At 30.2% G+C, this 25,275-nt stretch carries 24 protein-coding genes and 1 other RNA gene; 20 read left to right on the top strand and 5 right to left on the bottom strand.

What is annotated here, in order from left to right; all coding sequences use genetic code 11:
• Positions 1-84 precede the first annotated feature (84 nt).
• Positions 85-1,236: a T9SS type B sorting domain-containing protein gene (locus AC28QF_RS12490; RefSeq protein WP_488202142.1), complete on the top strand. Its 1,152-nt coding sequence runs from the start codon at positions 85-87 to the stop codon at positions 1,234-1,236.
• Positions 1,237-1,241: 5 nt separating this feature from the next.
• On the opposite strand, the gene AC28QF_RS12485 is transcribed toward AC28QF_RS12490, so the two are convergent.
• Positions 1,242-1,736: a DinB family protein gene (locus AC28QF_RS12485; RefSeq protein ID WP_488202141.1), complete on the bottom strand. Its 495-nt coding sequence runs from the start codon at positions 1,734-1,736 to the stop codon at positions 1,242-1,244.
• A gap of 238 nt (positions 1,737-1,974) precedes the next feature.
• Here AC28QF_RS12485 and AC28QF_RS12480 point away from each other — a divergent pair, with 238 nt between their 5' ends.
• Positions 1,975-2,706 (top strand): hypothetical protein, encoded by a 732-nt coding sequence (locus AC28QF_RS12480; RefSeq protein ID WP_488202140.1) that lies wholly within the window; start codon positions 1,975-1,977, stop codon positions 2,704-2,706.
• Positions 2,707-2,887: 181 nt separating this feature from the next.
• Here AC28QF_RS12480 and rny read toward each other — a convergent pair whose 3' ends face one another.
• The 4 genes from rny to AC28QF_RS12460 all read right to left on the bottom strand — a co-directional run bounded on the left by rny (position 2,888) and on the right by AC28QF_RS12460 (position 5,257).
• Positions 2,888-4,453, bottom strand: a complete 1,566-nt coding sequence (gene rny / locus AC28QF_RS12475; protein WP_488202139.1) for a ribonuclease Y — start codon at positions 4,451-4,453, stop codon at positions 2,888-2,890.
• A 49-nt stretch (positions 4,454-4,502) separates the two neighbouring features.
• Positions 4,503-4,611: non-coding RNA, 6S RNA (gene ssrS / locus AC28QF_RS12470), on the bottom strand.
• A gap of 55 nt (positions 4,612-4,666) precedes the next feature.
• Positions 4,667-4,954: a cell division protein ZapA gene (locus AC28QF_RS12465; protein ID WP_218773341.1), complete on the bottom strand. Its 288-nt coding sequence runs from the start codon at positions 4,952-4,954 to the stop codon at positions 4,667-4,669.
• Between the two features lie 12 nt (positions 4,955-4,966).
• Positions 4,967-5,257 (bottom strand): hypothetical protein, encoded by a 291-nt coding sequence (locus AC28QF_RS12460; RefSeq protein ID WP_488202138.1) that lies wholly within the window; start codon positions 5,255-5,257, stop codon positions 4,967-4,969.
• Positions 5,258-5,408: 151 nt separating this feature from the next.
• Here AC28QF_RS12460 and AC28QF_RS12455 point away from each other — a divergent pair, with 151 nt between their 5' ends.
• From AC28QF_RS12455 to AC28QF_RS12370, 18 genes are all read left to right on the top strand, one after another.
• Positions 5,409-7,100 carry a M23 family metallopeptidase gene (locus AC28QF_RS12455; protein WP_488202137.1) on the top strand — a complete coding sequence of 564 codons (1,692 nt, stop codon included), beginning with the start codon at positions 5,409-5,411 and terminating at the stop codon, positions 7,098-7,100.
• A 12-nt stretch (positions 7,101-7,112) separates the two neighbouring features.
• Positions 7,113-9,557 carry a TonB-dependent receptor gene (locus AC28QF_RS12450; RefSeq protein ID WP_488202136.1) on the top strand — a complete coding sequence of 815 codons (2,445 nt, stop codon included), beginning with the start codon at positions 7,113-7,115 and terminating at the stop codon, positions 9,555-9,557.
• A 101-nt stretch (positions 9,558-9,658) separates the two neighbouring features.
• Positions 9,659-10,846 carry a tyrosine-type recombinase/integrase gene (locus AC28QF_RS12445; protein WP_488202135.1) on the top strand — a complete coding sequence of 396 codons (1,188 nt, stop codon included), beginning with the start codon at positions 9,659-9,661 and terminating at the stop codon, positions 10,844-10,846.
• Positions 10,847-11,156: 310 nt separating this feature from the next.
• Positions 11,157-11,579, top strand: coding sequence for a hypothetical protein (locus tag AC28QF_RS12440; RefSeq protein WP_488202134.1), 423 nt, complete (start codon positions 11,157-11,159; stop codon positions 11,577-11,579).
• 162 nt (positions 11,580-11,741) lie between these two features.
• Positions 11,742-12,353: an HD domain-containing protein gene (locus AC28QF_RS12435; RefSeq protein ID WP_488202133.1), complete on the top strand. Its 612-nt coding sequence runs from the start codon at positions 11,742-11,744 to the stop codon at positions 12,351-12,353.
• A complete protein-coding gene (locus AC28QF_RS12430) occupies positions 12,353-12,721 on the top strand; it encodes a hypothetical protein (protein ID WP_488202132.1) in 369 nt (122 codons plus the stop codon). Before AC28QF_RS12435 ends, AC28QF_RS12430 begins: the two co-directional genes overlap by 1 nt.
• A gap of 164 nt (positions 12,722-12,885) precedes the next feature.
• Complete coding sequence (locus tag AC28QF_RS12425) at positions 12,886-13,230, top strand: hypothetical protein (RefSeq protein ID WP_488202131.1); 345 nt, start codon at positions 12,886-12,888, stop codon at positions 13,228-13,230.
• Entirely contained in the window at positions 13,227-13,568 is a 342-nt protein-coding gene (locus AC28QF_RS12420; RefSeq protein ID WP_488202130.1) for a hypothetical protein, read from the top strand. Before AC28QF_RS12425 ends, AC28QF_RS12420 begins: the two co-directional genes overlap by 4 nt.
• Positions 13,569-14,170: 602 nt before the next feature.
• Positions 14,171-14,722 carry a GRAM domain-containing protein gene (locus AC28QF_RS12415; protein WP_488202129.1) on the top strand — a complete coding sequence of 184 codons (552 nt, stop codon included), beginning with the start codon at positions 14,171-14,173 and terminating at the stop codon, positions 14,720-14,722.
• A gap of 593 nt (positions 14,723-15,315) precedes the next feature.
• Positions 15,316-15,822 carry a hypothetical protein gene (locus AC28QF_RS12410; RefSeq protein WP_488202128.1) on the top strand — a complete coding sequence of 169 codons (507 nt, stop codon included), beginning with the start codon at positions 15,316-15,318 and terminating at the stop codon, positions 15,820-15,822.
• Between the two features lie 588 nt (positions 15,823-16,410).
• Positions 16,411-17,130 (top strand): hypothetical protein, encoded by a 720-nt coding sequence (locus AC28QF_RS12405; protein ID WP_488202127.1) that lies wholly within the window; start codon positions 16,411-16,413, stop codon positions 17,128-17,130.
• 601 nt (positions 17,131-17,731) lie between these two features.
• Positions 17,732-18,595 (top strand): toxin-antitoxin system YwqK family antitoxin, encoded by an 864-nt coding sequence (locus AC28QF_RS12400; protein ID WP_488202126.1) that lies wholly within the window; start codon positions 17,732-17,734, stop codon positions 18,593-18,595.
• Positions 18,596-19,220: 625 nt separating this feature from the next.
• The gene (locus tag AC28QF_RS12395; protein ID WP_488202125.1) at positions 19,221-21,065 is read left to right on the top strand and encodes a tetratricopeptide repeat protein; all 1,845 of its coding nucleotides are present in this window, start codon (positions 19,221-19,223) and stop codon (positions 21,063-21,065) included.
• A gap of 229 nt (positions 21,066-21,294) precedes the next feature.
• On the top strand, positions 21,295-21,552 hold the full coding sequence (locus AC28QF_RS12390; protein WP_488202427.1) for a hypothetical protein: 258 nt from the start codon (positions 21,295-21,297) through the stop codon (positions 21,550-21,552).
• A gap of 169 nt (positions 21,553-21,721) precedes the next feature.
• Positions 21,722-22,261, top strand: coding sequence for a hypothetical protein (locus AC28QF_RS12385; protein ID WP_488202123.1), 540 nt, complete (start codon positions 21,722-21,724; stop codon positions 22,259-22,261).
• A gap of 748 nt (positions 22,262-23,009) precedes the next feature.
• Positions 23,010-23,729, top strand: coding sequence for a toll/interleukin-1 receptor domain-containing protein (locus AC28QF_RS12380; protein ID WP_488202122.1), 720 nt, complete (start codon positions 23,010-23,012; stop codon positions 23,727-23,729).
• 150 nt (positions 23,730-23,879) lie between these two features.
• Positions 23,880-24,170, top strand: coding sequence for a hypothetical protein (locus AC28QF_RS12375; RefSeq protein WP_488202121.1), 291 nt, complete (start codon positions 23,880-23,882; stop codon positions 24,168-24,170).
• Positions 24,171-24,582: 412 nt separating this feature from the next.
• Positions 24,583-24,966 carry a hypothetical protein gene (locus AC28QF_RS12370; protein ID WP_488202120.1) on the top strand — a complete coding sequence of 128 codons (384 nt, stop codon included), beginning with the start codon at positions 24,583-24,585 and terminating at the stop codon, positions 24,964-24,966.
• Positions 24,967-25,275: the final 309 nt, after the last annotated feature.

Genomic DNA, 25,275 nt, shown 5'->3' with positions numbered 1-25,275 from the left:
TTAAGCTTAATAATAGTGAATATTGTAAGATAAATTACAATCTACAACAAAACAAAAATAAATATTATAAAATACGGGAATTTTATGAAGTTTCATACATTATTAATGGTATTTATTTTACCATTTACAATTAATTCACAAACTGCATTTCAAAATACAGGAAACTTACAGATGCATACTGGTGCTCGAGTTGGTTTTCATACCAACTTAATAAACAATGGTGTTTTTAACAACAATGAGGGGCTTGCTGGCTTTTACAGTAATGATGTAACGCGAATTGTTTCAGGAAATAATAGACCTATATTTTCTGATATTGAAGTAGATGCTAATAACGATTTAGAACTACAAATTTCTTTAGGAGTAACGAATGAATTTAGTTTTATAAACGGCAAAATAGTAACAGATAAAAACAACACAGGTGTTTCTTTAGATTATATAAATCATAATTTTTATGCTGGTGAAGATGATAATCGATTTGTTGACGGATATACTTCCGTTGTCGGTTTAAACGAATTTACTTTCCCTGTAGGCGATGACAACCGATTAAGACCTATGAGAATTCCTTCTCAATCAGAAAGCACCACGTTTAAAGGCGCTTATTTTTATGAAGACCCTAATACACCTAGTACATTTGGTGAATCTTTTTTAACAGACCAAAAACAAGTATTTATTGAAAATATAAATGAAAACGAATTTTGGGATCTTAACGGAACAATAGAAACTACTGTTACTTTAACTTGGGATAACTTAAGTGATATTAATAATATAACAAATAACATTAATGAATTACGTGTAGTTGGCTGGAGTAAAACTGTAAATAAATGGATTGATCTCGGAAATACAAATGTGATAGGAGATCTAACTCAGGGATTAGTAACATCAAATACATTTATACCTGATGATTATGAAATAATAACAATAGGGTCTGGTGTTGCTGATGGTAACTTAACTGACGTAAATATTATAATCACACCTAATGGAGACACAAAAAATGAGACACTAATATTTGATGGTTTAGAGCAATATAATGAAAGCTATCTTGAAGTTTTTAATCGTTGGGGAAACCTTGTTTATAAAGCTACAAATTATAAAAATGATTGGACTGGTACATCAATTGGTAGGGCAACTATAAATACTAGTAGTAAATTACCTGTTGGTACTTATTTTTATTTATTAAAATTTGGTAACTTTAGTTTGTCTAAAACTCAAAAAGGTTGGGTGTATATTCATAGATAAGGCTATTATTCTATACATACCTTTTTTGGTGTTGTTGGGTTGTATCCAAAATCGGCATCAGGTAACTCTATTTCTAACTGATTTATTATAAAACCTATACTAGCAAAATGATGTATTGCGTGTGTATGTGCTTGTATTAATGCACTTGCTAAAGTATAATTTGCCGTAATTTTACCTGTTCCTAAATCATCAGTAACAGCTACAATAATATCATAATCTGTAATTTTTAGGGAATGTAATTGCGTAATAACATCATTAAAATATTCAATTCCGAATTTCGTTTGTTCTTCTGCTAATTGATTTCTTTCTCTATCTGAAAAATCAACAACATTATTTTCTAATCCATTAAAAAGACACACAAAAACATCTAAAACATGACGCATATTCGCACCTATACTCGAATAGTAAGGAGCTATTGATTTGTTACTGTATTGCTCATCAGAAATAGCATTTAATAATTTTATTCCTCTTTGCAAGTTTTTATCAATAGCATCAATCATTTTTATCCGGGTTTTAAGAGTAAGGCGTATAAATATAGCCTTTTTTATGACTAAAATAAAGTATTTGACAACACATAGGTAAGCGCCTTAAAAACAACACCATACATATAAAAACAATATCGTTTATCTTGTAAACATAGATAACTTAATTTATTTTTGGCACGTTCTTTGAAAATTATCAATCAAATGCGGAAGCCGAAAAGCAAATAGAGTAAGCGAAACCCTAAATTTATCAATTATGAAAAAAGGGATACTTTTATTATTAGCAATTATGTCATTAGCAACAGTTAATGCTGAAAACATAAATAAGTCAACAAATAAAGTTGGGGTTACAAATCGTTATAACGATGCTGTTACCTTTATTGAAAGAGATGTGCAATTTCACGTATTTTTAAACGGTGATTTTGATTTTAATACACATTATAAAAACACAAGATATGTCGATTATAATGGTAGGCGCGCTAAAACAAGTAGCGGTGTTCGTATAGAGCGAGATCGTAGAGGAAAAGTAAGGCGTATTGGTAACACTTTTATTAATTATGATCGTAGAGGTAATGTAACAAGAATTGGTAGTATTTATATTGATTATAGCTATGGAAAATTATCAAAAGTAGGAAATTTAAATATTAGGTATGATCGTTGGAATAATCCTCGTTTTTATGGAAACGTAAGATATAATGATCATTATAATGATGATGTATATTACAACAACGGAGGTATAGATATTGATATTAACATTGGTAGTATATTTAATTATAACGATGCGTATTTTTACAAAAGAGACTTTAGAAAGAATTACAGAAAGTATAGAGAAGATGAAAAGTTTTTTTATTACAGAGCCGTTCCTAATGCAAAAACAGGAAAAAGAGGTAAGCTTTTAAAAAGACGTAAAAATAAAAACTACTCAAAAAAATATCATAAAAAAAGAACAACTCCTGAGCAAAAAGGAAAATCTAAAAGAAATAGATAACAAAAAAGTATTGAAGCCGTTAATCTGAACTTGATTCAGAATTACATAAGATTGGTCATAGACTATCATAAGAACCTAAAATGAATTTCGATTCATGTAAAGCTTTAATTATTTAGGTAGTTTTTTGTAAAAAAAATCCTCATCAATTACGATGAGGATTTTTTAATATAATTAATTGCTATTATTTAGCAACATTAACAGCTCTTGTTTCACGAATCACAGTAACTTTCACTTGCCCTGGATACGTCATATCATTCTGTATTTTTTGCGAAATATTAAATGATAATTCTGCTGCTTTAGTATCATTTACCTTAGCACTTTCTACCATTACTCTTAATTCACGACCTGCCTGAATAGCATATGCTTTTTGCACACCACTAAATCCGAAAGCGATATCTTCTAAATCTTTTAAACGCTGTATATAAGAATCTAATACCTGACGACGCGCACCTGGTCTTGCTCCTGAAATAGCATCACAAACCTGAACGATAGGAGATAATAAACTCTTCATTTCTATTTCGTCGTGGTGAGCTCCAATGGCATTACAAACATCTGGCTTTTCACCAAATTTCTCTGCCCATTGCATTCCTAATAAAGCATGCGGTAATTCACTTTCTGTTTCTGGCACTTTACCAATATCATGTAATAAACCAGCACGTTTAGCTGCTTTAGCATTTAAGCCCATTTCTGATGCCATAATACCACAAAGATTAGCAACTTCACGCGAGTGTTGTAATAAATTCTGACCATAAGAAGAACGGTATTTCATACGTCCAACGATTTTAATCAATTCAGGATGTAAACCATGAATTCCTAAATCGATAACAGTACGTTTACCAACTTCAATAATTTCTTGACTAATTTGTTTTTCTGTTTTCTTAACAACTTCTTCAATTCTTGCTGGGTGAATTCTTCCGTCTGTCACTAATTTATGCATTGATAAACGAGCAATTTCTCTACGAACAGGATCAAAACAAGATAAAATAATTGCTTCAGGTGTGTCATCTACTATAATTTCTACTCCGGTAGCAGCTTCTAAAGCACGAATATTACGACCTTCACGACCAATAATCCGACCTTTAACATCGTCTGACTCTAAGTTAAAAACAGATACACAGTTTTCAACAGCTTGCTCTACTCCTACTCTTTGTATCGTATTTAATACAATTTTACGAGCATCTTGTTGTGCTGTCATTTTAGCTTCTTCAATAGCATTTTGTACAAACGACATTGCATCTGCCTTTGCTTCATCTTTTAAAGACGAAACCAACTCTGTTTTTGCATCTTCTGCTGATAGGCCAGAAATTTGCTCTAACATATCTACCTGACGTTTGTGCTGTTTTTCTAAATCAGATTCTTTTTTATCTAAAAAATCTAATTTATAATCAAAATCTGCTTCTTTCTTCTCTACAGACTTGTTTAATTTTTTATTCTTATCTAGTTCAGATGATACCTGACTCTCTTTATCTCTTACTCTCTTTTCAACATCAGACATCTTTTTTTCTCTCGAAAAAATTACCTTTTCATGCTCAGATTTTAGTTCGATAAACTTTTCTTTGGCTTGTAATATTTTATCTTTCTTTATTGCATCAGCTTCTATTTTAGCCTCTTTTACAATATTTCTTGCTTGCTTTTTTGTTTCTAGTATTAATTTATTAGCAGCCGATTTTTCTAATATTTTAGCGATTATAAAACCTATTGCTATACCTATAATTCCTGCTAATACAGGAAATAATATTCCATCCATAATTTTAATTTGATTGTATAAAAAAAGCCTACATTAATATGGGTTTTATAAACTCCGAAAAAACAGGTTTAGGACTAACTGGCTTATCAAGGATCCGATCTAAAATCGGCTTGCTTTACGAACCAAGACTCATCCTTTCTAAATAAATAGTGTTGAGTTTAACAAACAATGTACTAATGTAGGCAGTATATTAATAATGTATTTTAAAGAACGTTACAAATGTTTATCTAACAAGTTAGCCAAATCATTTATTTTATTTATTACTTCAGTATTTTCTTTAGTATTGGTTAAAGATACTATTTCTGATTTAGATGCAAATTGCAATGCGCACATTGCCAATACATCTTGTTTATCTGATACTGCATAACTTTGTTCAAACTTAGCAATTAAATCGTTAATGTTTTTTGCCGCACTGCGCATCCCTTGTTCTTCATCTGTGTTTTCTACACTCAACGGGTACGTTCTTCCTGCAATTACTACATTAACTTTAATTTTTGCCATGTAAAGAACTTTTTATGAATTCAAAAGAGTAATGCATTTATCAATCTCCCGAACTAATGTATTTATTTTGAGTTTTGTTTCTCTTGTATTTTTGTTACTGCCTTCTATAGTTTTAGCAATTTTTAGCAATTTATATTCTTCTTGCTCTTTATTTAATTCTTGCTGTTTTTCTTGTAATAAAATTTGTAACTCTGCGTTATTTTGAAGCAATACTTGGTTTTCTTCTTTTAAAAATTCATACCTCGAAAGTAGGTTTCTTAACTTATCTTCCAGTAAATGAATTGCTTCTAAAGGGTTACTCATTTATTTGTGAGAATAAAACTATACTTACAAAGTTATCAATATAGAACTTAAATAACAACTATTTTATTGTTTTTTTAACAACACTACTGATTATAAGACATCTAAGTGTTTCAGCTTATTTTTAGTATTTTTGTTTTAAAACCGCTATATCTTGAAATTTTATTTTTCCATTATTTTTTTATTGCTCTTTTATACTGCTAATGCACAAAAGCAATACCCTAAAGACTACTTTGCTTCTCCTTTAAAAATACCGATTATTTTATCAGGTACTTTTGGTGAATTAAGAAGTAACCATTTTCATTCGGGTATTGATATTAAAACTCAAGGCAAAGAAGGTTTGCCCATTTACGCTGCTGCTAGCGGATATGTTTCTCGCATAAAAGTATCGCAATATGGTTTTGGTAAAGCAATATACCTTAAACATCCTAACGGATATACAACGGTATACGCGCACTTAAAAAACTTTAAGCCCGCTATTCAGAAATACGTTAAAGGGATTCAGTACAAGAAAAAGAGTTATCAAACAGGAAATATATTTCCGAAAGAAGAACAATTTCCTGTTAGCAAAGGTCAAATTATTGGTTATAGTGGTGACACTGGTGGCTCTGGCGGCCCACATTTGCATTACGAAATTAGAGATACTAAAACAGAACGAATTATAAACCCTTTACATTTCGGAATAGCTGTAGCTGATGATACATCGCCTAGTATTAAGAAAATAATGGCATATCCTTTAAATGAACAATCAAGAGTTAATAATTCTAATTTAAAATCGGTTTTATCATTTAAAAAAATCAGTGAAAATAATTTTATCAGTGAAAGTATTACTGCTAGCGGAATTATAGGTTTCGGAATTAGTGTTTTTGATAGACTAAACGGTGCTTTAAACAAAAACGGAATTTACAGTTTAGAAATGAAAGTAAATGGTAGCAGAGTTTATTACCACGATGTTGAAACTTTTTCTTTTTCTGAAAGTAAATACATCAATTTATTAATTGATTATAAACACTACAAAACCTATAAAAGTAAAGTGCAAAAAACACATAAAGTAAGTGCCAACAAGTTAAGTTTATATGAAGACTTAATAAATAATGGTAAAATACTTGTTGAAAAAAACGCAAGCTATAATGTTGAAATCATTGCTAAAGATTTTAAAAACAATACCGCTTCTGTTAAAATACCTGTAAGAGGAGTAGAAAGTAATTTAGTATATCAACAAAAAGACACTACAAATTATAAAATTGTTGCTAAAAATTTTCAAAAATTTACGCTTAACAATGTAACGGTTGCTTTTCCTAAAAATACTTTTTACGAAGATTGTTTTATCGATTTTTCTTTTAAGGATGGTATTGCTAAAATTCATAATAAAACTAAACCAATAGATAAAAGATATACCTTAACTTTTGACACCTCTTTTTTAAATGAAAAGCAAAAGCAACAAGTATATATTGCCAATATTACCAACGCTAAATACCCTAGGTATGTTTCAACAAGAAAAAATATTAACAAAATATATACTACCTCAAAAATTTTAGGGGATTATACGCTACTTTACGATACCAATACACCTACTATTAAGTTGTATAATTTTAATGATAAACAGTGGATATCAAAAAATAAAACCTTAAAAGTAAAAATTAAAGACAACGAATCTGGCATAAAAAATTACCGCGCAACCATAGATGGAAGCTGGGTATTAATGGAATACAACCATAAAAAAGGAATTCTCACCTACGATTTTACCGATAAAAAGTTGGTTGGTAGCAAACATCTCTTTAAACTTGTAGTTTCGGACAATGTTGGAAACATTAAGACTGTTACCGCTACATTCTTTAAAAAATAAACTATAAAACCCTTGAAAAAACTACTTTTTTTACTGCTCTTCCCTTCATTAATTTCTGCTCAAAAAACAGCAATTATAAAAGGTATAATAACCAACAAATTTAACACTCCTATAGAAGGTGTAGCAATTACATACCTATCTGAAGGAACCACAACCAATGCCAGCGGAGACTATAACTTTACCATTCCGATGCGTAAAACAGTTACTGTTACCTTTAGTCATGTTTCCTATAAAACGGTTACAAAAAAATTTACTTCTAGAGGTAAAAAAATCTTTAACTTCTCTCCTTCTCTTACTTTTAAAACAGAACAATTAGAAGAAGTTAGTATTAAAAATCTAAGAAAAGAAGCGCAAGGAATTACAAAAATAGACACAAAAAAAGTTCAGAAAATATTAGGCGCCAACGCAGGTGTAGAAAATATTTTAATGACGCTGCCTGGCGTTAGTAATAACAACGAATTAAGCACACAGTATAATGTTCGTGGTGGTAATTTTGATGAAAACTTAGTATATGTAAACGGTATAGAAGTATATCGTCCGTTTTTAATACGCTCTGGCCAGCAAGAAGGATTAAGTTTTATCAATCCGCAAATGGTACAAAATATTAATTTTTCCGCAGGCGGATTTCAAGCCAAATACGGCGACAAGCTATCTTCTGTTTTAGACATCACGTATCGTAAACCAACTGAATTTGGTGCGCAACTAGATGTTAGTTTATTAGGCGGAAGTTTTACCATAGAAGACTCTTTTTTAAATAATAAGTTAAGTGCCATTGTTGGTGTTCGTTACCGCGATAACAGTTTATTTGTAAACAGTAAGCAGGTAGATGTAAATTTTAAACCAACTTTTACCGACCTACAATCTTTTTTAACCTACAAAGCAACCGATAAAGTTACTTTCAATTTTTTAAGTAATTTCTCTCTAAACAATTATAATTACGAACCATTAACAAGAAAAACACGTTTTGGTACGTTGGTAAATCCGTTAGAACTTATTGTTTTTTATCAAGGGCAAGAAAAAGACCAATTTAAAACACTTTTTGGTGCTTTTTCTACCGATTATCAAGTAAATGATAATTTAAAAGTTACAGGAACCATTTCTTCTTTCAACACTCAAGAAGAAGAGTATTTTGATATTGCCGCTTCTTATAATTTAGGAGAAGTGGATAGTAATATTGGTTCTGAAAATTTTGGGGAAGTCGCTTTCTCACAAGGAATCGGATCGCAAATTAACCATGCACGTAACGATTTAGATGCCTTAATAAGTAACATTCAACTAAAAGCAACTTTAAAAGATGGCAAAAATGAATGGAAAGCAGGCGTAAAATATCAAACAGAAAATATAAAAGACCGCATACGCGAATGGGAAGTGATAGATTCTTTAGGTTTCACCGTACGTCCGCCAAACATTACAGGCAACAATCAACCCTACGAACCTTTTACAGGACCCATTGAACCATTTAATACTGTTAGAGCTGATAATAATGTAGATATTAATCGTGTTTCGGGGTTTTTACAATTCAGCAGAAAAAGTAATTGGAAAAATCATCAAATATGGATGAATTTTGGTGTACGCGCTCATAACTGGAGTGTAAAAACAGCTAATGAAAGCGCGGAAAATCAAATTATATTTAGCCCTAGGGCGCAATTTGCTATCAAACCAGATTGGGATAAAGATATGTTGTTTAGAATCTCTGGTGGTTGGTATTCTCAGCCTCCGTTTTATAAAGAATTAAGAGGTTATGACGGTAGTATTAATCCGAAGGTAAAAGCCCAAAAATCAATTCATTTAGTTGCAGGTAATGAGTACAGTTTTACCATGTGGCAACGCCCTTTTAAACTAACAACCGAGTTGTATTATAAAGATTTATCTAATGTAAATTCGTATTCGGTAGACAATGTTCGTATTCGTTATAGAGCAGATAATGTAACTGATGCTTATGCCTACGGATTAGATATTCGGTTAAACGGAGAATTTGTGCCTGGTAATGATAGTTGGGTGAGTTTTGGGTATTTAAAAACGGAAGAAAACATCAACAATCAAGGATATATTGCAAGACCAACTGATCAGCGCTTAAAATTCGGTGTTTTATTTCAGGACTATGTTCCTAATATACCTGATTTAAAAGCCTATTTAAATATTGTTTATAACACGGGACTTCCGGGTGGCGCTCCTGCTTATTCAGATGTATATCAATATCAAAATAGATTAAATGATTACAAACGAGCCGATGTAGGAATATCCTATGTGTTTACAGATGCCAACAAAAAAAGATCAACTGTTTTTTTGCGTAATTTTAAAGAACTAACAGCTGGTTTAGAACTTTTTAATTTATTTGACATCAGAAATTCGATAACCAATACTTGGGTTCGTGATGCCTATAGCAAACAACAATACGGAATTCCGAATTACATGACAGGCAGAGTTTTAAACTTAAAAATAGGAATGCAGTTTTAATTTCACCAAAATACCGACAAATAAATTAAACAACTGACTTAAAACAACTTAACAAGAATTAAACACAAATATTATCAATGATTTTGTATATTTGGTAATATATGAAAACTGAATCAGCACAAAAAAAAGTAATTTCTGTAAAAAAAACATTGCATAGAAAAAAAGTAGTTTTATTACTTACTTTTAAATATGATAATGCTATAATTAACCATATTAGGAGTTTAAAAAAATTTACTTGGAGTAAAACTTTAAAAGGATGGGTTAGCCCTTTTACTGATAAAATACTTTCTGACATACAACAACTATTAACTGCTACTGCTGATTTTAACATTGATGAATCGGTAATTAAAAAATTATATCACAGAGGTGTAAAAACAGAACGTAAACTTACGAATGAGAACAAAGAAATTATTCGGAATTATGTAAAGTATTTGCGAGGTAAACGTTACAGTGAAAGCACGGTGCTTACGTATTTTACTTTTATTGCTGATTTTATTGATTTTAGTCAGCCTGCACCTATCGAGTCACTCACCAATAAAAATGTTGAGTTATTTATTGAAGCTGTTTTTATTGCTAGAAACTACAGTATAAGCTCGCAACGACAATTTATAAGTGCTTTAAAATTATTTGTTGTTTACTATCCTACATGTAATATTGAATCACTTACTTTAGAAAGGCCTAAAATTTCTAGAAGACTACCTGCTGTTTTATCGCAACAAGAAGTTGTAACTTTATTACAAGTTACCAAAAACTTAAAACACCGCGCTATTTTAGCAATGTTATATTCTGCCGGATTACGTATTGGAGAATTAACCAAACTCGAGTTAAGACATATTGATGTTGCTAGAAGACAATTATTTGTACAAAACGGAAAAGGAAGAAAAGACCGGTATGTAATTTTAGCAGACAGTTTTTTACCTTTATTACAAAACTATATTAGCACTTATGTGCCGAAACGTTTTTTTGTTGAAAGCCCAACCGGATCAAAATATTCTGAAAGTAGCATTCGTAAATTCTTGCACACCTCTACCCGACTTGCCAACATAAAAAAACATGTTACTCCGCATACATTAAGACACAGCTATGCTACACATTTATTAGAAAACGGTATTGGTTTACGCCATATTCAGGAATTATTAGGTCATGCAAAGCCAGAAACAACGATGATATATACACACGTAGCTAAAAAGGATTTATTAGAAATAAAAAGTCCGCTAGACACCATATTATTGAGCTTACAAAAAAACACTTCAGAATCAGATCAGTTTTTAAACTCTAGAAAGGTTTAAGAAAAATAATGTCAATTATTTTTATATATTAGTAGCTCTTAAAAAAACATTTTATTGCTATGAAATGCGTTTTTTAAGAGCTGATAAACAAGAACCAAAGTTCCTTTTATCGGGAATAATTTAACAAAAAAAAGGAAGTTATTTCTCTATATAACGAGTTGTACACCATTTGAAAAAAACATTTGTCATACCATTTTTACTTCTGATTTTATCCAATTTTAATATCGGATACGGACAAGTTTGTGGTCAATTTATCAAACAATATGACGAAAGATATTCTGAAATTCCACTTATAAAAGTTTCATTTGAATTGAATACAAAATTAGGTAGTGAATACGAACGCTCTGATGTAAATGGCGAATTTGAACTGGAAATACCAATCGGAAAAAACTTATCTGATTTATATTTTGAGAATACTAACGGATTAATAGTTCATATTAAAAATGTACCACTCAACGACAACAAAAAATTAAATTTAGGACAAATGACAATGCCTGAATTTAAGCATATATCGATTGATGAGTTTAATAAGTTAACTCGAAAAGAAAAAAAAGAATGTATTCCAGATGCTCATTGGGCTGAAATTTACGGATTTTGGTTCTTGAATGAATTACAAACAGATTATCTGATTTTAAAATGTGTGAAAACTGACAAAACTATTATCGATTTTTCATTTGATGCGAAATCAAAAATCATTACATTGGAATGGAATGTGTTTAATGATTGCGAATAAAAAACGGTGTACAACAACGTGTATAACTAATTACTTGTTCTGTGTGTACTCGGAAAATCCTTCGGATTTTCCTCTGGTTCGTGATAGTTTAGTATCTTTAAGCTAGCCAACGTAACTAGCCATAACACGAACACGTTGTAAGCAATACCCAAAAAAACCGAGATGATAAAAGAAAAATTTCTGAATTTGATTAGAAAATATTCGGAGAACGAAGATTATAATCTGGAATGTTGGAACGAAATTGAGAGCAATTATTCATCAAAATCACGTCATTATCATAATCTTGAGCATTTAGAAAATATGCTTTCGGAATTAAACAAAATTCAATCAGAAGTAAAAGATTTAGACTGTTTATTGTTTGCCATTTATTATCACGACATAATTTACAAACCCACAAAAAGTAATAACGAACATCAAAGTGCTTTAACATTTGCAAATAGAATTTCTAAAACTTCATTTGACAAATTAAATGAATGTATGTCACAAATTGAGGCTACAAAAGAGCATAAAAATTCGAATGACTATGACACAAACATACTTTTGGATTTAGACCTTTCAGTTTTAGGAAAAAATCCTCAAGAATATAAAAAATATTGTGAGAGCATAAGAAAAGAATATCAAATTTATCCAGACTTTATGTACCGAAAAGGAAGAAAAAAAGTACTGAAAAACATATTGGAATTGGATTTTATATATAAAACTGATTGTTTAAAGCAATTGTACGAAAACCAAGCAAAAGAGAATTTAAAACTTGAATTAAAACAATTAAGTTAATGGGATTTTGGAATAAAATATTTGGCTCAAAAAATGAGAATACAAACAAAAAACAACCTGAAGATTATTATGAGACAGAAATCACGGACGTTTATGTAAAAGTTACTCATCCAAAAAGGAAAACCGAACAAATCGACTGGAATGAAATTGAAGAAATAAAATTAATAAATACTGACGAAGGACCATTTCTGCCAGATGTTTGGTTAATTTTAATGGGAAATGGAAAAGGCTGTTCTATTCCGCAAGGTTCAGATGGCTGGAATAAAGTTTACGACATAGTTTCCAAATATGATGGATTTAATTTTGAGAACGTGATAAAATCAGCGAGTTGTGCTGATAATGAAACATTTGAACTATGGCAGAAATAAAGTACTGCTTACAACAACGTGTATAATTAATGGCTAGTTCTCGCCTACTTACGAAAATCCTCGCGGATTTTCTATTCGGTTTTTATTTGCTAAATTAGGTGCTTAAACACGCCACTAATCATACACAAAACCGTTGTAAATAATACCCAAACTGACCGCAGAAAATGAATTTAGACGAGTTAGCAAATAACATTCGAAAAATTTCAAAAGAAGATTCCATTCAAAAATTAGCTGATAATTTAGAAAGCTGGAAAACTGACGAAAGAAATGCGATTGAATTAGGGGAAAATATCGAACGTTTTCTTGGAAACACTTGGATTAAAAATCAAAAGGACTTTGATAAAGTTTATGGAATGTGGATTGAACTTAAAAACTCTGCAATTGATGGAATTGGTGGAATGACAATGAATGAAAGACTGTATTGGTTTGGAACATTTAACTTATTCGACAATACAAAAACTGAATCCGAACGAAAAAAAATATATGGAAAATTAATGGCTGCAAAATGAAAGAAGAAATCAAATTGACTTTAGCGGCAGAACCATTTGCAAAATGTTTTGGAATTTTAATTCTGGAAAACGGAGATTATATGATTGAAATTGACCAATCAAAAATTCCAACTGACTTTCTCTCTCGACTGAAAAAATGGTACGAAGAGTATTATCCATATATTGGAATGAGTTTAAAAGAACTTGAGTCTAAAAAGGAACATACCGAAAAATTGGATAAAATCGGAATTGAATTACTAAATGAAATTTATGAAAACAGAATATTTAGCGATTTGAATATTGACAAATATATTTATTACAGCAGAGGAATTGACAAACCAATATTTGAACTGAATTGAAAAAAGTACTATTTACAACACCGTGTATAATTCATTGCTAGTTATAGCTTACTTACGAAAGTCCTCGCGGACTTTCTATCTGTGATTTATTTGCTAACTTTAGTGCTAAAACACGCAACGAAATCATACACAAACACGTTGCAAGTAATGGCGGAAAATCACTCAGACAGAAACAATTCTGAGTTAAAAAGCAAGAAATTTATTGTGGAATAACTCGAGTTTAAATTACCTTTTTTTGTCAACGCTGGAAAAATAACAATCCCAAGTTTAGAGCAACTTTACGGAATTCATACTCAAACGGAGTTTTAAAAAATTGACAAAAACAGAACTGAACCAAAAAAATCACTCTTGCGGAATTAAAATCTTTGCGGAATTATTTACTCTAACGTTGAATTTTGAAAATATTGGAAAAAACATAAACGGAATTATTAACCGAAAAACCACAACTTGCAACAATGTGCATAATTTATTGCGGTTACAGTTTTTCCTGCGGAAAAACCTCGCAAGCGTAAAAGTCTGTGCTTTATTTATTATTTTTTTCGCTAAATTTACGCAACAAACTATAAGCACAAAGCCGTTGTACTGCATTTAAACCAAACATTATGGAAATAGGAAATAAAATGATAAAAATGAGCTGGAAGTACCGAATTATATTTGCAATCGGAACAGGAATTTTTTACACTTTTTTACTTTGGACATTTGACTATTTCTCTGACGAAAAACTTTACTCAATCAATAGTCTTATTTTTCAAGGTGTTTTCTTTGGGATTTTTTTCGGAATTGGATTTCCTTATATTAATGAAAAACTTGCTGGAAAGTTTTCTAAAAAAATGGGAACAAAAATAAAACCTGAACTTGAATTAAATGAAGAAATCGAAATTGAAGGTCCTGCAAACTTATTCCGTGGAATTGAAGGAGTTGGCGGAAAAATTTTCTTGACAAATAAAAAATTGATTTTTAAATCGCACAAAATAAATGTTCAAAAGGGACAAACTGATATTGAATATTCAACAATAAAAGAAATTCTAAAAAGGAAAACCGCAAAACTAATTGACAACGGAATCAGAATAATAACCAACAATGGAAAAGATTTCGATTTTGTCGTTAGTGAAAGAGATTTGTGGTTCGAAAAAATAAATGAACGAATAAAATAAAAAACGCAGTACAACAATGGCTATAAGTAATTGCTTGTTCTCGCCTACTTCTGAAAATCCTCACGGATTTTCAGATTGGTGTGTACTTGTAAATTTAATCGTAAACCAACGCAACTACTCATAGCCGAGACGTTGTAAATAATGGCGGAAAATCACTCAGACGGATACAATTCTGAGTTAAAAAGCAAGAAATTTATTGTGGAATAAATCTAATTTAAATTACGTTTTTCTGCCAACACTGGAAAAATAACAATCCCAAGTTTAGAGCAACTTTACGGGATTCTTACTCAAACGGAATTTTAAACGTTGACAACAACAGAACTGAACGCAAAAAATCACTCTTGCGGAATTTAGCAACTTTGCGGAATTGTTTACTCAAACGCTGAATTTTGAAAATATAGAAAAGCTTAAAACAGAATTATAAATCGAAAAAACCACAATTTACAACAACTTGTATATAAAAATTGCTTTATTTTAGCTAAACTAAATAGTCTGTGCTTTTTTACTAAGTCCAATTTTCCTGCGGAAAATTCGCCGGGCACTTACAAAGCAACTTTCTATACAAAAAACCGTTGTAAAACATTTGACAAAAAATGAGAAATCTAATATTACTGATATTTATTATATTGATTATTGTGGTGAGTTGTGAAAAACCTGAAAAACCATACGAAATAGGAATTTCAGATGTACTTCATTATAAAACTTTTTTCAGAAACTTGAATTGTAATTCGGATGTTTATTATAACATAATAATTAAAAAAGGCACATTGTTTGTTGACGGAAAAATTCGTAATGAATTTGGGAATTATAAAGGAAAGTTAAATGAAACTGAATCAAAGAAATTATCTGAATTAATTTATAAAATTAATCCTAAAAACAGAATAGAAAAAGAAATCAATCCAACAACTGGAATGACAGCATTAATTATTAAGGAAAACGGAAAAGTTCTTGATTCTTTGGTGGACTTTAAAATTGAATGGAATAAAACGGACTTAAATTTGTTCAAATTTATTGGAAAATTAATATGCGAAAAAGAACTAATGAAAATAAATGATTCTGTGATTTATCCGACTTGGGAAATGGTAAAACCGCCCGAATAAAAAACGTTTTACAACACCGTATATAATTTATTGCTTGCTTCTCGCCTATATACGAAAGTCCTCGCGAACTTTCTTGGTCGATAATTATTTACTAAATTAGTTGCTTAAAACACGCAACAAATCATATACAACAACGTTGCAAGTAATGGCGGAAAATCACTCAGACGGAAACAATTCTGAATTAAAAATCATCAAATTTATTGTGAATAATTCTAATTTAAATTACGTTTTTCTGTCAACACTGGAAAAATAACAATGCTAAGTTTAGAGCAACTTTACGGAATTCTTACTCAAACGGAATTTTAAACGTTGACAACAACAGAACTGAACGCAAAAAATCACTCTTGCGGAATTTAGCAACTTTGCGGAGTTTAAAATCTTTGCGGAATTGTTTACTCAAACGCTGAATTTTGAAAATATTAGAAAAGTAGAAATGAAAAAACTACAATTTGCAACAATGTGCATAATTTATTGCTAAACAGTTTTTCCTGCGGAAAAACCTCGCAAGCGTAAAAGTCTGTGTTTTATTTATTATTTTTTCGCTAAATTTACGCAACAAACTATAAGCACAAAGCCGTTGTGTACAATATGATGGAAAATCCTCACGACATAAGAGAAATGAATAAAATAGGGCTGGAAACATATTTGGAAGAATATGAATTTCCTGACCTTGAGATACTTCTTCAATCAGCAATCGAAAATCTATATATTGAAGCTGGAAAAGCGGAAAAGGAATTTAAAAAAGCATACAAAAAAGAAGCTGGAGGAGAATATTACGAAACACCTTATATTTTAGATGAAATATTTTCAATTGAAAACAGGTTATTGTCAATTTATGAAATGATAATAATAAATGATTATAAAGAATTTGAGCTAATCCTAAAAAGACTTTTAAAAGCATCTTTAGATTTTGACGAAAAAGACTTTCGCTCATTTGAAAATTTGAAACCTATTTTTAAAAGCAAAGGAATTATTTTTAGTGACCTGAAAAACTATAATGATATAAACGATTTAAGGAAAGTAAATAATTATATCAAACATTCTAACAACGAGGAAATACCAGACACTCTAAAACAAATTATTGAATTTAGGAAAGCGGATAAATTGAACTTTATTGACCTTAAAAAATTTCATCAAAGAATAAAAGACTTGAGGTACAATTTTATTTTTGACCTAAAAGAGAAAATATTTTCACATTTATATCATTATGACGAAAATAGAATAAATGGAGTTGCTTTAAGAATGGTTAAAAGAATGGATTCAAAACAAATTGACTTGTTAATCAAAAAATTGAAAGAACTAAAATAAATACTGTACACAACACCGTATATAATTTATTGCTGGCTTCTTGCCTACTTGCGAAAGTCCTCGCGGACTTTCTTGGTCAGTAATTATTTACTAAATTAGTTGCTTGAAACACGCAACAAACCATATACAAAAACGTTAGTAAAAACTTTAGAAATCACTCAGACGGAAACAATTCTGAGTTAAAGTATTGTAATATATTGTGGAATAACTCGAATTTAAATTACCTTTTTTTGTCAACACTGGAAAAATAAAAAACACAAGTTTAGAGCAACTTTTCGGAATTCTTACTCAAACGGAGTTTTAAAAAATTGACAAAAACAGAACTGAACCCAAAAAATCACTCTTGCGGAATTTAGCAATTTTGCGGAATTAAAATCTTTGCGGAATTATTTACTCAAACGTTGAATTTTGAAAATATCAGAAATCATAAAACAGAATTACTTGTCGAAAAAACGCATTTACTAACAACTTGTATAGAAAAATTGCTTTATTTTTGCTAAACTAAATAGTCTGTGCTTTTTTACCAAGTCCAATTTTCCTGCGGAAAATTCGCCGCGCATTTACAAAGCAACTTTCTATACAAAAAACCGTTGGCAATAATATGACCAAAACCTACGAAATATTACTAATTTTAATCTCTTTACTCTTTCTAAACGCTTGTCAAGAAAAGTCAATTCTTGAAAATGAATTAGAAAAATTAGATATTAATCATAATGATTTTATGAAAATTGATACAAGTTTTTACGAAGACAAATCAATTGAAAAATTGAAGTTCATTAAGTCCGATAAAGAAGATATTCGACTTTCTTTCTATAAAAGTGGAAAAAAGAAATCTCTTATTCCTGTAAAAAATTCACAAGTTCACGGAGAATGCATTGATTGGTATGAAAATGGACAAATTAAATGGAAACGTTTTTATGATGCTGGGAATTCTATTAAGCAAAGTACGAACTACAATGAAAATGGAAATAGAACCAAAATAGATGATTTTACCGATGGTAGTTTTACGGAATTTTACGAAAATGATAAGCCTCGATTAAAAAGGTCTGACAAATTATATACAGACTACTATTTAAATGGGCATGTAAAGAGCAGTATCATTGGAAAATCTGATGGTTCAGCAACAGTTAAATATTATAACGAAAACGGAAAAGTATCATTCAAAGGCAATTCGGATTCTGATTTTATTCTATATAAAAACGACTCATTATTTACTGGAACTATTATATCAAAATTCATTGATGGAGGAATAGTATTTGAACAAAATTTTATTGACGGATTACCGAATGGAAAGTGCATAAGCAGATTTGGAAATAAAAATGTAGAATATGAATTAGAGTTCCTTAATGGAACTGAAATTGGAATACATAAAAGATATTATTCAAACGGAAATATCCAATCAGTTAAAAATTTTGACACCAAAGAATATAAACAATGGGATGAAAATGGAAATCTCGTTGAATAAAATACTATTGCCAACAACGTGTATAATTCATTGCTAGTGCAAGCTTACTTACGAAAATCCTCTCTGATTTTCTATTTGGTTTGTATTTACTAAATTAGTTGCTAAACTAAGCAACGAAATCATACACAAGCACGTTGGCAAAAACTTTGAAAATCACTCACACGGAAATAATTCTGAGTTAAAAACAAGAAGTTTATTGTGGCATAAATTTAAATTACATTTTTCTGTCAACACTGGAAAAATAACAATCCTAAGTTTAGAGCAACTTTACGGAATTCTTACTCAAACGGAATTTTTAAACGTTGAAAAATTAGAAATCAATTTAGAAAATCACTCTTACGGAATTTAGAACCTTTGCGGAGTTGAAAACCTTTGCGGAATTGTTTACTCAAATATTGAATTTTGAAAATATTAGAAAAGCAAAAAATGGAATTATCTATCGAAAAAAACGCATTTGCCAACAACTTGTATAGAAAAATTGCTTTATTTTAGCTAAACTAAATAGTCTGTGCTTTTTTACTAAGTCCAATTTTCCTGCGGAAAATTCGCCGCGCACTTACAAAGCAACTTTCTATACAAAAAACCGTTATGTGCAATTAAAAAAATCGGTAAGTGAAATTGATATATGAAAATAGAAAGAAATGAAGTTTGTTTTTGTGGTAGTAAAAAGAAAAACAAAAAATGCTGTAACTTAAAGAATATAGAGGATGAAAAGGTTTATGATAAGCTACGTGCTATTTCTGAAAAATCTTTATCACATGATGAATCTCTGCTAATAGAGTCTATAAATGAATTAGAAAACTTATTAATTTATTCTGGTTTATCAAATGAACTTAAGAGACAACTAAATTTGAATTTAACTGGAGCTTATCAACGAAGAGGGTTTCACAATAAAGCATTAGAGTTAATTAAAGAACTTGAAAAAGAAAAAATAAATTCCGATTCTCATATATATATTTATCTTATTCAACTAAAGGCTAAATCACTAACTGCAATTGAGAAATTTGAATTAGCAACTAAAGAATTAGATAAAATAATTAACTACCTACTTTCTGCTATTGATAATAAAGAAGGAGCTGGACTATTTTTAGTAGAAGCTAGTAAAATATATATAAACGGAGGACAAATTCAATCAGCACACAAATGTTTAGACAAATCAATTTCACTTTTAAAAGATAATGAAGAAGAGATAGAGCATTTTGAACGAGCTAAAGCTAACAAAGCTATTTTAATGTTACACAGCCCGAATGATACGATTGTTGATAAAGGTGTCGAATTACTTAAGGAAAACATACATTCAAAGAATCAAATAGGAGATTTAGAAGGTTTAGGCACTAATTATTGTAATCTTGGTTTACACTATTGGAGAAAGGAAGATTTCAAAGGAGCAATCGCATATCTCCGAAAAGATTTATGGATAACAAGAAAAATAGGGGATTTACATGGTATTGCAATTAGTTTAAGGAATCTAACTTCTTTATACTTAGTTTTAAAACAGTTTAAAAAAGCAAAAATTTTAGCTACAGAATCGATTGAAATTGGCAATAAAATTAAAGATACTGTAATTCTACAAAAAGCAGAATTTCAAAAAGAACAAGCTACTGAGTATGCAAAGCAATCAGGAATTGCCAAAGAGCCTTTTGAAAGTAAAGCTTTATGTATATGCGAAAGCGGAAAAAAATATACTGATTGTTGTGGAGAAGCTGACCATGAACCTATTGACTTTCCCTTTCGTTTTGCTGGAATATCAGAGGAGTTAAAAGAAAACAAGAACAAACAAACTTCAAGGTTAGATTTTATTTTTAGAGATAGTGATTTATCAAAAGGTCGTCTATCTTGGCAAAGGATAGAAATTAAAAATGGATGGTATAAGTTGTATGAATTGCCTGATATGGCAAATATGTACTTACTATCTGCAAAGAATATCTTGGAAGAAATAAATAAGAATGATAATGCCATTCACGCTCCACTTTCGTGCCTAATCCTTTCTGTTTCTGCTTTAGAAGCATACATAAATCAAGTCGCTTATTTTTTAGATGATATAAAAAATTATCCAGAATCAAGCCTTCATAAAATACCAAATGAATTTAACAATGGAGCACTTCATTTTCAGAGAAATACAGAGTTAACACTTAAATGGACAATTTTAGGTGAATGTATTTGTGAAGAAATGTGGACTCCAAATCAAAAAATCTGGAACGATTTCAAATCTTTAATTGCAATCAGAAACGAATTTATTCATTTTAAGTTATCAGATTATGAACAAATTATTCCTTCACCAAAAACAACTCATCCAATACTAAAAAAATTACCAAAAGAAGTTGAAACTAGAGAAATATCTCATTCATGGCCTATGAGAGTACTGACACCTAGTTTAGCTATTTGGGCTGTGAATTCAGCTGAAGAAATGTTAAAGTACTTTAAAAAGCAATATGAACAAAAAAGAATAAAAGCACATAACACCGTATAAAATTAATTGCTAATTTTAGCTTATTTACGAAAGTTCTCGCTGACTTTAAATTTGTTATTTATTTACTAACTTTAGTGCTTAAAACACGCAACGTAATTTTATACATAACCGTTGTAAATAATGCGGACAAACTCTGCTGATTAAAATGAAAAACGAAATTAAACTGACTTTAGCTACGGAGGATTTCTCAAAATGTTACGGAATATTGATTCTTAAAAATGGAGATTATATGATAAATGTTGACCAATCAAAAATCCCATCTGATTTTCTTAACCGACTAAAAAAATGGTATGAAGAATATTATCCTTATACTGGAATGAGTTTAAAAGAACTTGAATCTAAACGAGAACATACCGAAAAATTGGATAATATCGGAATTGAATTACTAAATGAAATTTATAAAAACGGAATATTTAGTGATTTAAATATTAACAGATATGTTTATTATAGCAGAGGAATTGACAAACCAATACTTGAACTGAATTGAACAAAAGCACTATTTACAACACCGTGTAAAATTAATTGCTAGTTTTGGCTCACTTGGGAAATTCCTTCGGAATTTCGTCGTTCGTAATTAATCTAGTAAATTAGTTGCTTAAAACACGCAACTAATCTTACACAATCACGTTGTAGCACATTAAAAACCAGTACTAATAATGAATTTAAAAATATTTGCCATTTTACTGTTGATGAGCATTCTAAATTGTAAAGGACAAAAAAATATGACCGTACCGTCTCAATTAAAGCAAAAGTTAGTACAAAAATATCTAGCAGGTAATTCTTTAAGAGAAACTGAAAGTGAAGTTATATTTATCAGAGGAAGGTATCAAAACAATATACATGGAGCTTGCTACTCTAATATTGAAATTAATAACAAAATGCACTATAAATTTGAGTTTTTATGTGCTGGAAGCGGATATTATGATATTGGGAAATTCTCATATAAGAAAGGTGTAATTGAGTTGTCTTCTCTTATTAGCGAATTTTCGGATAATTCGGATTCTTTATACCATCACAAAATTGTAGATATGACAGGAATTACTTTTGCACTAGATACAATTTCCATTAATAAAGTTGATGGAGGAAAATTTTATCGTTTAACCAGTTTTGGAAAAAAAGCAAATGAATTAAATATTTCAAACGATGAAAGAAAGGAATGGGTAAATGAAGTGAAAATTAATGAGCAGACTGAATAGAATTGAACAAAAACGTGCTACAACACGGTGTATACTTAATTGCTTGCTTTTAGCCAATTTACGATAGTACTCACGTACTTTCTATTCAGTAATTATTTACTAACTTTACTGCTAAATCAACGCAACTAATCATACACAATCACGTTGGGTTTCATTAGCGAAAATCGTTAAAAATTCAAGTTTTTCAGTTTTTAAAGTGATTTTTTGCAAAGACGGAAAAATTCACAGAAAAGCTATATTGGAATTTAATTAGAACTCAAAAAAAGTAGCTTGAACAATTTAGTTTTTTAAGTCAATTTTTATAAATCAGAGAAATTCAAGTTTAGAGTTGTTTCGTTAAATAAAAATCTAAAACTGGAGAGGTTTGAAATAAAATTACAAACTTTGAGAGTTTTGAGAAGTTTTGAAAACTGAATTGAATACCAAAACGTGGAAATCATAATTGCGGAATTAGAATCTTTGCGGAAATAATAACTGAAAATTAAAATACAACGGAAAAACCATAAAACGAAAACCCAACAAGGTGCATAATTCATTAAGGTGGAATTTCCTTGCGGAATTTCCTCGCACTTTTATTATCTTTCGTTCAAATTCGGAAAATTGCTGCGCTCTTTTCCTTAACGAAATCATGCACAAAGCCGTTAGCTGTAATTTGAGAAAACGTCCGAATATATCAAATACGGTTTTCCGTAACTAAAGATGTAAGTAAATTATTAATATAGTCAACCTAAAATAATAATATAAAAATATGGCAAGATGTACAGCACCTTCAAGAGGACATAGAACAGCAGGTGGTGCAGCTAATTGTCCAGCGTGTAGAAATAGATATGGTGGATATAGTTCTAGATATTCATATCCATCCTATGAAAACTCTTATACTTCGAGCAGAAGAACGTCTTCATCTGGAAATTATAATAGTTCAAAAGGTCGAACTCGAAAAGCTTCTTGGTCAAATTCTGGCTCTACTATTTATTATACTTCAGCAGAGATAAATACACTTACACCTGTTAGAAAAGTCGTTGAAAAAAGAGCTGAAAAACCTGATATTAGAGATATTTTTCTTTGCCACGCTTGGGATGACAGAAAAGAATCTGCGTTAGAATTATACAACTTGCTAGAATCAAATGGTGTAAATGTATGGTTCAGTGAAAAAGATATACCATTAGGAACTTCATTTCTTCGGGAAATCGATAAAGGTTTAGCAAAATCTAAAATTGGAATTGTTTTAGTAACACCTAGCTTCTTGAAAAGAGTACAGAACGAAGGTGTTGCAGAAAAAGAATTATCTGCTTTACTTGCTACAGATCAGCTTGTACCTATTGTCCACAATACAACTTATGATGAATTGAGAGATGTAAGTCCATTGTTAGGGTCAAGAAATGGATTAGATACACAAGAGGATACAATGGAAAATGTTGCAAAGAAATTGGCTGAATTAATTACTGTGAATGAAAATAACTACAGCTAACAACGTGTATAATTCATTGCTAGTACTAGCCTACTTACGAAAATCCTCGCGGATTTTCTATTCGGTTTGTATTTGCTAATTTAGTTGCTGAAACACGCAACGAAATCATACACAAACACGTTGGCATTCATTGAGCAGAAATCTTAAAAAATGGAATTAAACAAAAAACAAATAAATTATTACAAAAAATGGAAAAGTAAAAGAAAAAATAAATTGAGATATTTACTAAAAGAAGGAATGATTTATTGGGCACTTCCATTTTCGATAATTATGATTCTATTCGAATTAAGCGATAATCGATTTATTTTTTCAATAAAAATTCTGAAAGATTTTATTATACTTTATTCAATATCTTCCGTATTAGGAATTTTGACAGCTCTTTTCTCTTTTAAAAGAATTGACAAAAAATATTTAGAACTTAAAAATAAATCAATAATCTAATTTTTTATAAAAAAGGAATTAAAAAAAAATGAGTTATTGCTCGTTTGCTGAATAGGAAACTGAATAGAAAAGTAGAACCTATATTGAATGCGGAATTAAGCAAGTTGCGGAATTCCTCACTCAATCGGAATTGAAAAAGTTTGCGGAATAAAATAATGAAAGAACTCACTCAAACGCAGGAAAACAAAAAGTTAATTAAGTCGGAATAAAAAACAACGAAATGCCAACACCGTATATAATTTATTGCAGGCTTCTCACCTACTTACGAAAGTCCTCGCGGACTTTCTTGGTCAGTAATTATTTACTAAATTAGTTGCTTGAAACACGCAACAAACCATATACAAAAACGTTGGCAAACATTTATGAGCAACTTTATAAATATAAAAAAACGATTAAATTTAAAAGAAAAATTATGAAAAAAATACTCATCTTGATTATGACAATTGCATCAATAACAAGTTGCTCAAATGACGACGACAATAGCAAGTCTGAATTGAATATTCGATTATCAAATGTTAGTGAATATAACTTCCAAAATATTATTGTAAACACTACGACTGGCAATGCTGATTTCGAGAATATTAGCTCTCAAGAAATGACAAGTTATAAGACATTTGAGACTGCTTATAGATATGCTTTTGTGGAATTAGAAATTGATGGAGAAACCTACACACTACAACCAATAGATTACACAGGAGAAACACCACTTGAAAATGGAAATTATACTTATGAAATTAATGCAAATGATTCTCTTGAACAATATGGAAAATTGAGTTTGACATTAATTGCGGAATAAAAACGATTTGCCAACACCGTATATAATTTATTGCTTGTTCTCGCCTACTTACGAAAGTCCTCGCGGACTTTCTTGGTCGATAATTATTTACTAAATTAGGTGCTTAAAACACGCAACAAACCATATAAAAACACGTTGCAAATAATAGCGGAAATTACTCAGACGGAAACAATTCTGAATTAAAAATATGAAATTTATTGTGGAATAATTGCAGTTTACAATTACGTTTTTTTGTCAACACTGGAAAAATAACAATGCTAAGTTTAGAGCAACTTTACGGAATTCTTACTCAAACGGAATTTTAAACGT

The organism is Tenacibaculum sp. M1.3A, assembly GCF_057732375.1.
The sequence above is the reverse complement of the archived record's forward strand: the minus strand, read 5'-3'. Positions and strand labels throughout refer to the sequence as shown.

Bases quoted from the DNA above. Each gene is read 5' to 3' on its own strand.
- AC28QF_RS12490 (WP_488202142.1), top strand. From the start codon at position 85: ATGAAGTTTCATACATTATTAATGGTATTTATTTTACCATTTACAATT.
- AC28QF_RS12485 (WP_488202141.1), bottom strand. From the start codon at position 1,736: ATGATTGATGCTATTGATAAAAACTTGCAAAGAGGAATAAAATTATTA.
- AC28QF_RS12480 (WP_488202140.1), top strand. From the start codon at position 1,975: ATGAAAAAAGGGATACTTTTATTATTAGCAATTATGTCATTAGCAACA.
- rny (WP_488202139.1), bottom strand. From the start codon at position 4,453: ATGGATGGAATATTATTTCCTGTATTAGCAGGAATTATAGGTATAGCA.
- AC28QF_RS12465 (WP_218773341.1), bottom strand. From the start codon at position 4,954: ATGGCAAAAATTAAAGTTAATGTAGTAATTGCAGGAAGAACGTACCCG.
- AC28QF_RS12460 (WP_488202138.1), bottom strand. From the start codon at position 5,257: ATGAGTAACCCTTTAGAAGCAATTCATTTACTGGAAGATAAGTTAAGA.
- AC28QF_RS12445 (WP_488202135.1), top strand. From the start codon at position 9,659: ATGAAAACTGAATCAGCACAAAAAAAAGTAATTTCTGTAAAAAAAACA.
- AC28QF_RS12435 (WP_488202133.1), top strand. From the start codon at position 11,742: ATGATAAAAGAAAAATTTCTGAATTTGATTAGAAAATATTCGGAGAAC.
- AC28QF_RS12430 (WP_488202132.1), top strand. From the start codon at position 12,353: ATGGGATTTTGGAATAAAATATTTGGCTCAAAAAATGAGAATACAAAC.
- AC28QF_RS12425 (WP_488202131.1), top strand. From the start codon at position 12,886: ATGAATTTAGACGAGTTAGCAAATAACATTCGAAAAATTTCAAAAGAA.
- AC28QF_RS12420 (WP_488202130.1), top strand. From the start codon at position 13,227: ATGAAAGAAGAAATCAAATTGACTTTAGCGGCAGAACCATTTGCAAAA.
- AC28QF_RS12415 (WP_488202129.1), top strand. From the start codon at position 14,171: ATGGAAATAGGAAATAAAATGATAAAAATGAGCTGGAAGTACCGAATT.
- AC28QF_RS12410 (WP_488202128.1), top strand. From the start codon at position 15,316: ATGAGAAATCTAATATTACTGATATTTATTATATTGATTATTGTGGTG.
- AC28QF_RS12405 (WP_488202127.1), top strand. From the start codon at position 16,411: ATGATGGAAAATCCTCACGACATAAGAGAAATGAATAAAATAGGGCTG.
- AC28QF_RS12400 (WP_488202126.1), top strand. From the start codon at position 17,732: ATGACCAAAACCTACGAAATATTACTAATTTTAATCTCTTTACTCTTT.
- AC28QF_RS12395 (WP_488202125.1), top strand. From the start codon at position 19,221: ATGAAAATAGAAAGAAATGAAGTTTGTTTTTGTGGTAGTAAAAAGAAA.
- AC28QF_RS12390 (WP_488202427.1), top strand. From the start codon at position 21,295: ATGATAAATGTTGACCAATCAAAAATCCCATCTGATTTTCTTAACCGA.
- AC28QF_RS12385 (WP_488202123.1), top strand. From the start codon at position 21,722: ATGAATTTAAAAATATTTGCCATTTTACTGTTGATGAGCATTCTAAAT.
- AC28QF_RS12380 (WP_488202122.1), top strand. From the start codon at position 23,010: ATGGCAAGATGTACAGCACCTTCAAGAGGACATAGAACAGCAGGTGGT.
- AC28QF_RS12375 (WP_488202121.1), top strand. From the start codon at position 23,880: ATGGAATTAAACAAAAAACAAATAAATTATTACAAAAAATGGAAAAGT.
- AC28QF_RS12370 (WP_488202120.1), top strand. From the start codon at position 24,583: ATGAAAAAAATACTCATCTTGATTATGACAATTGCATCAATAACAAGT.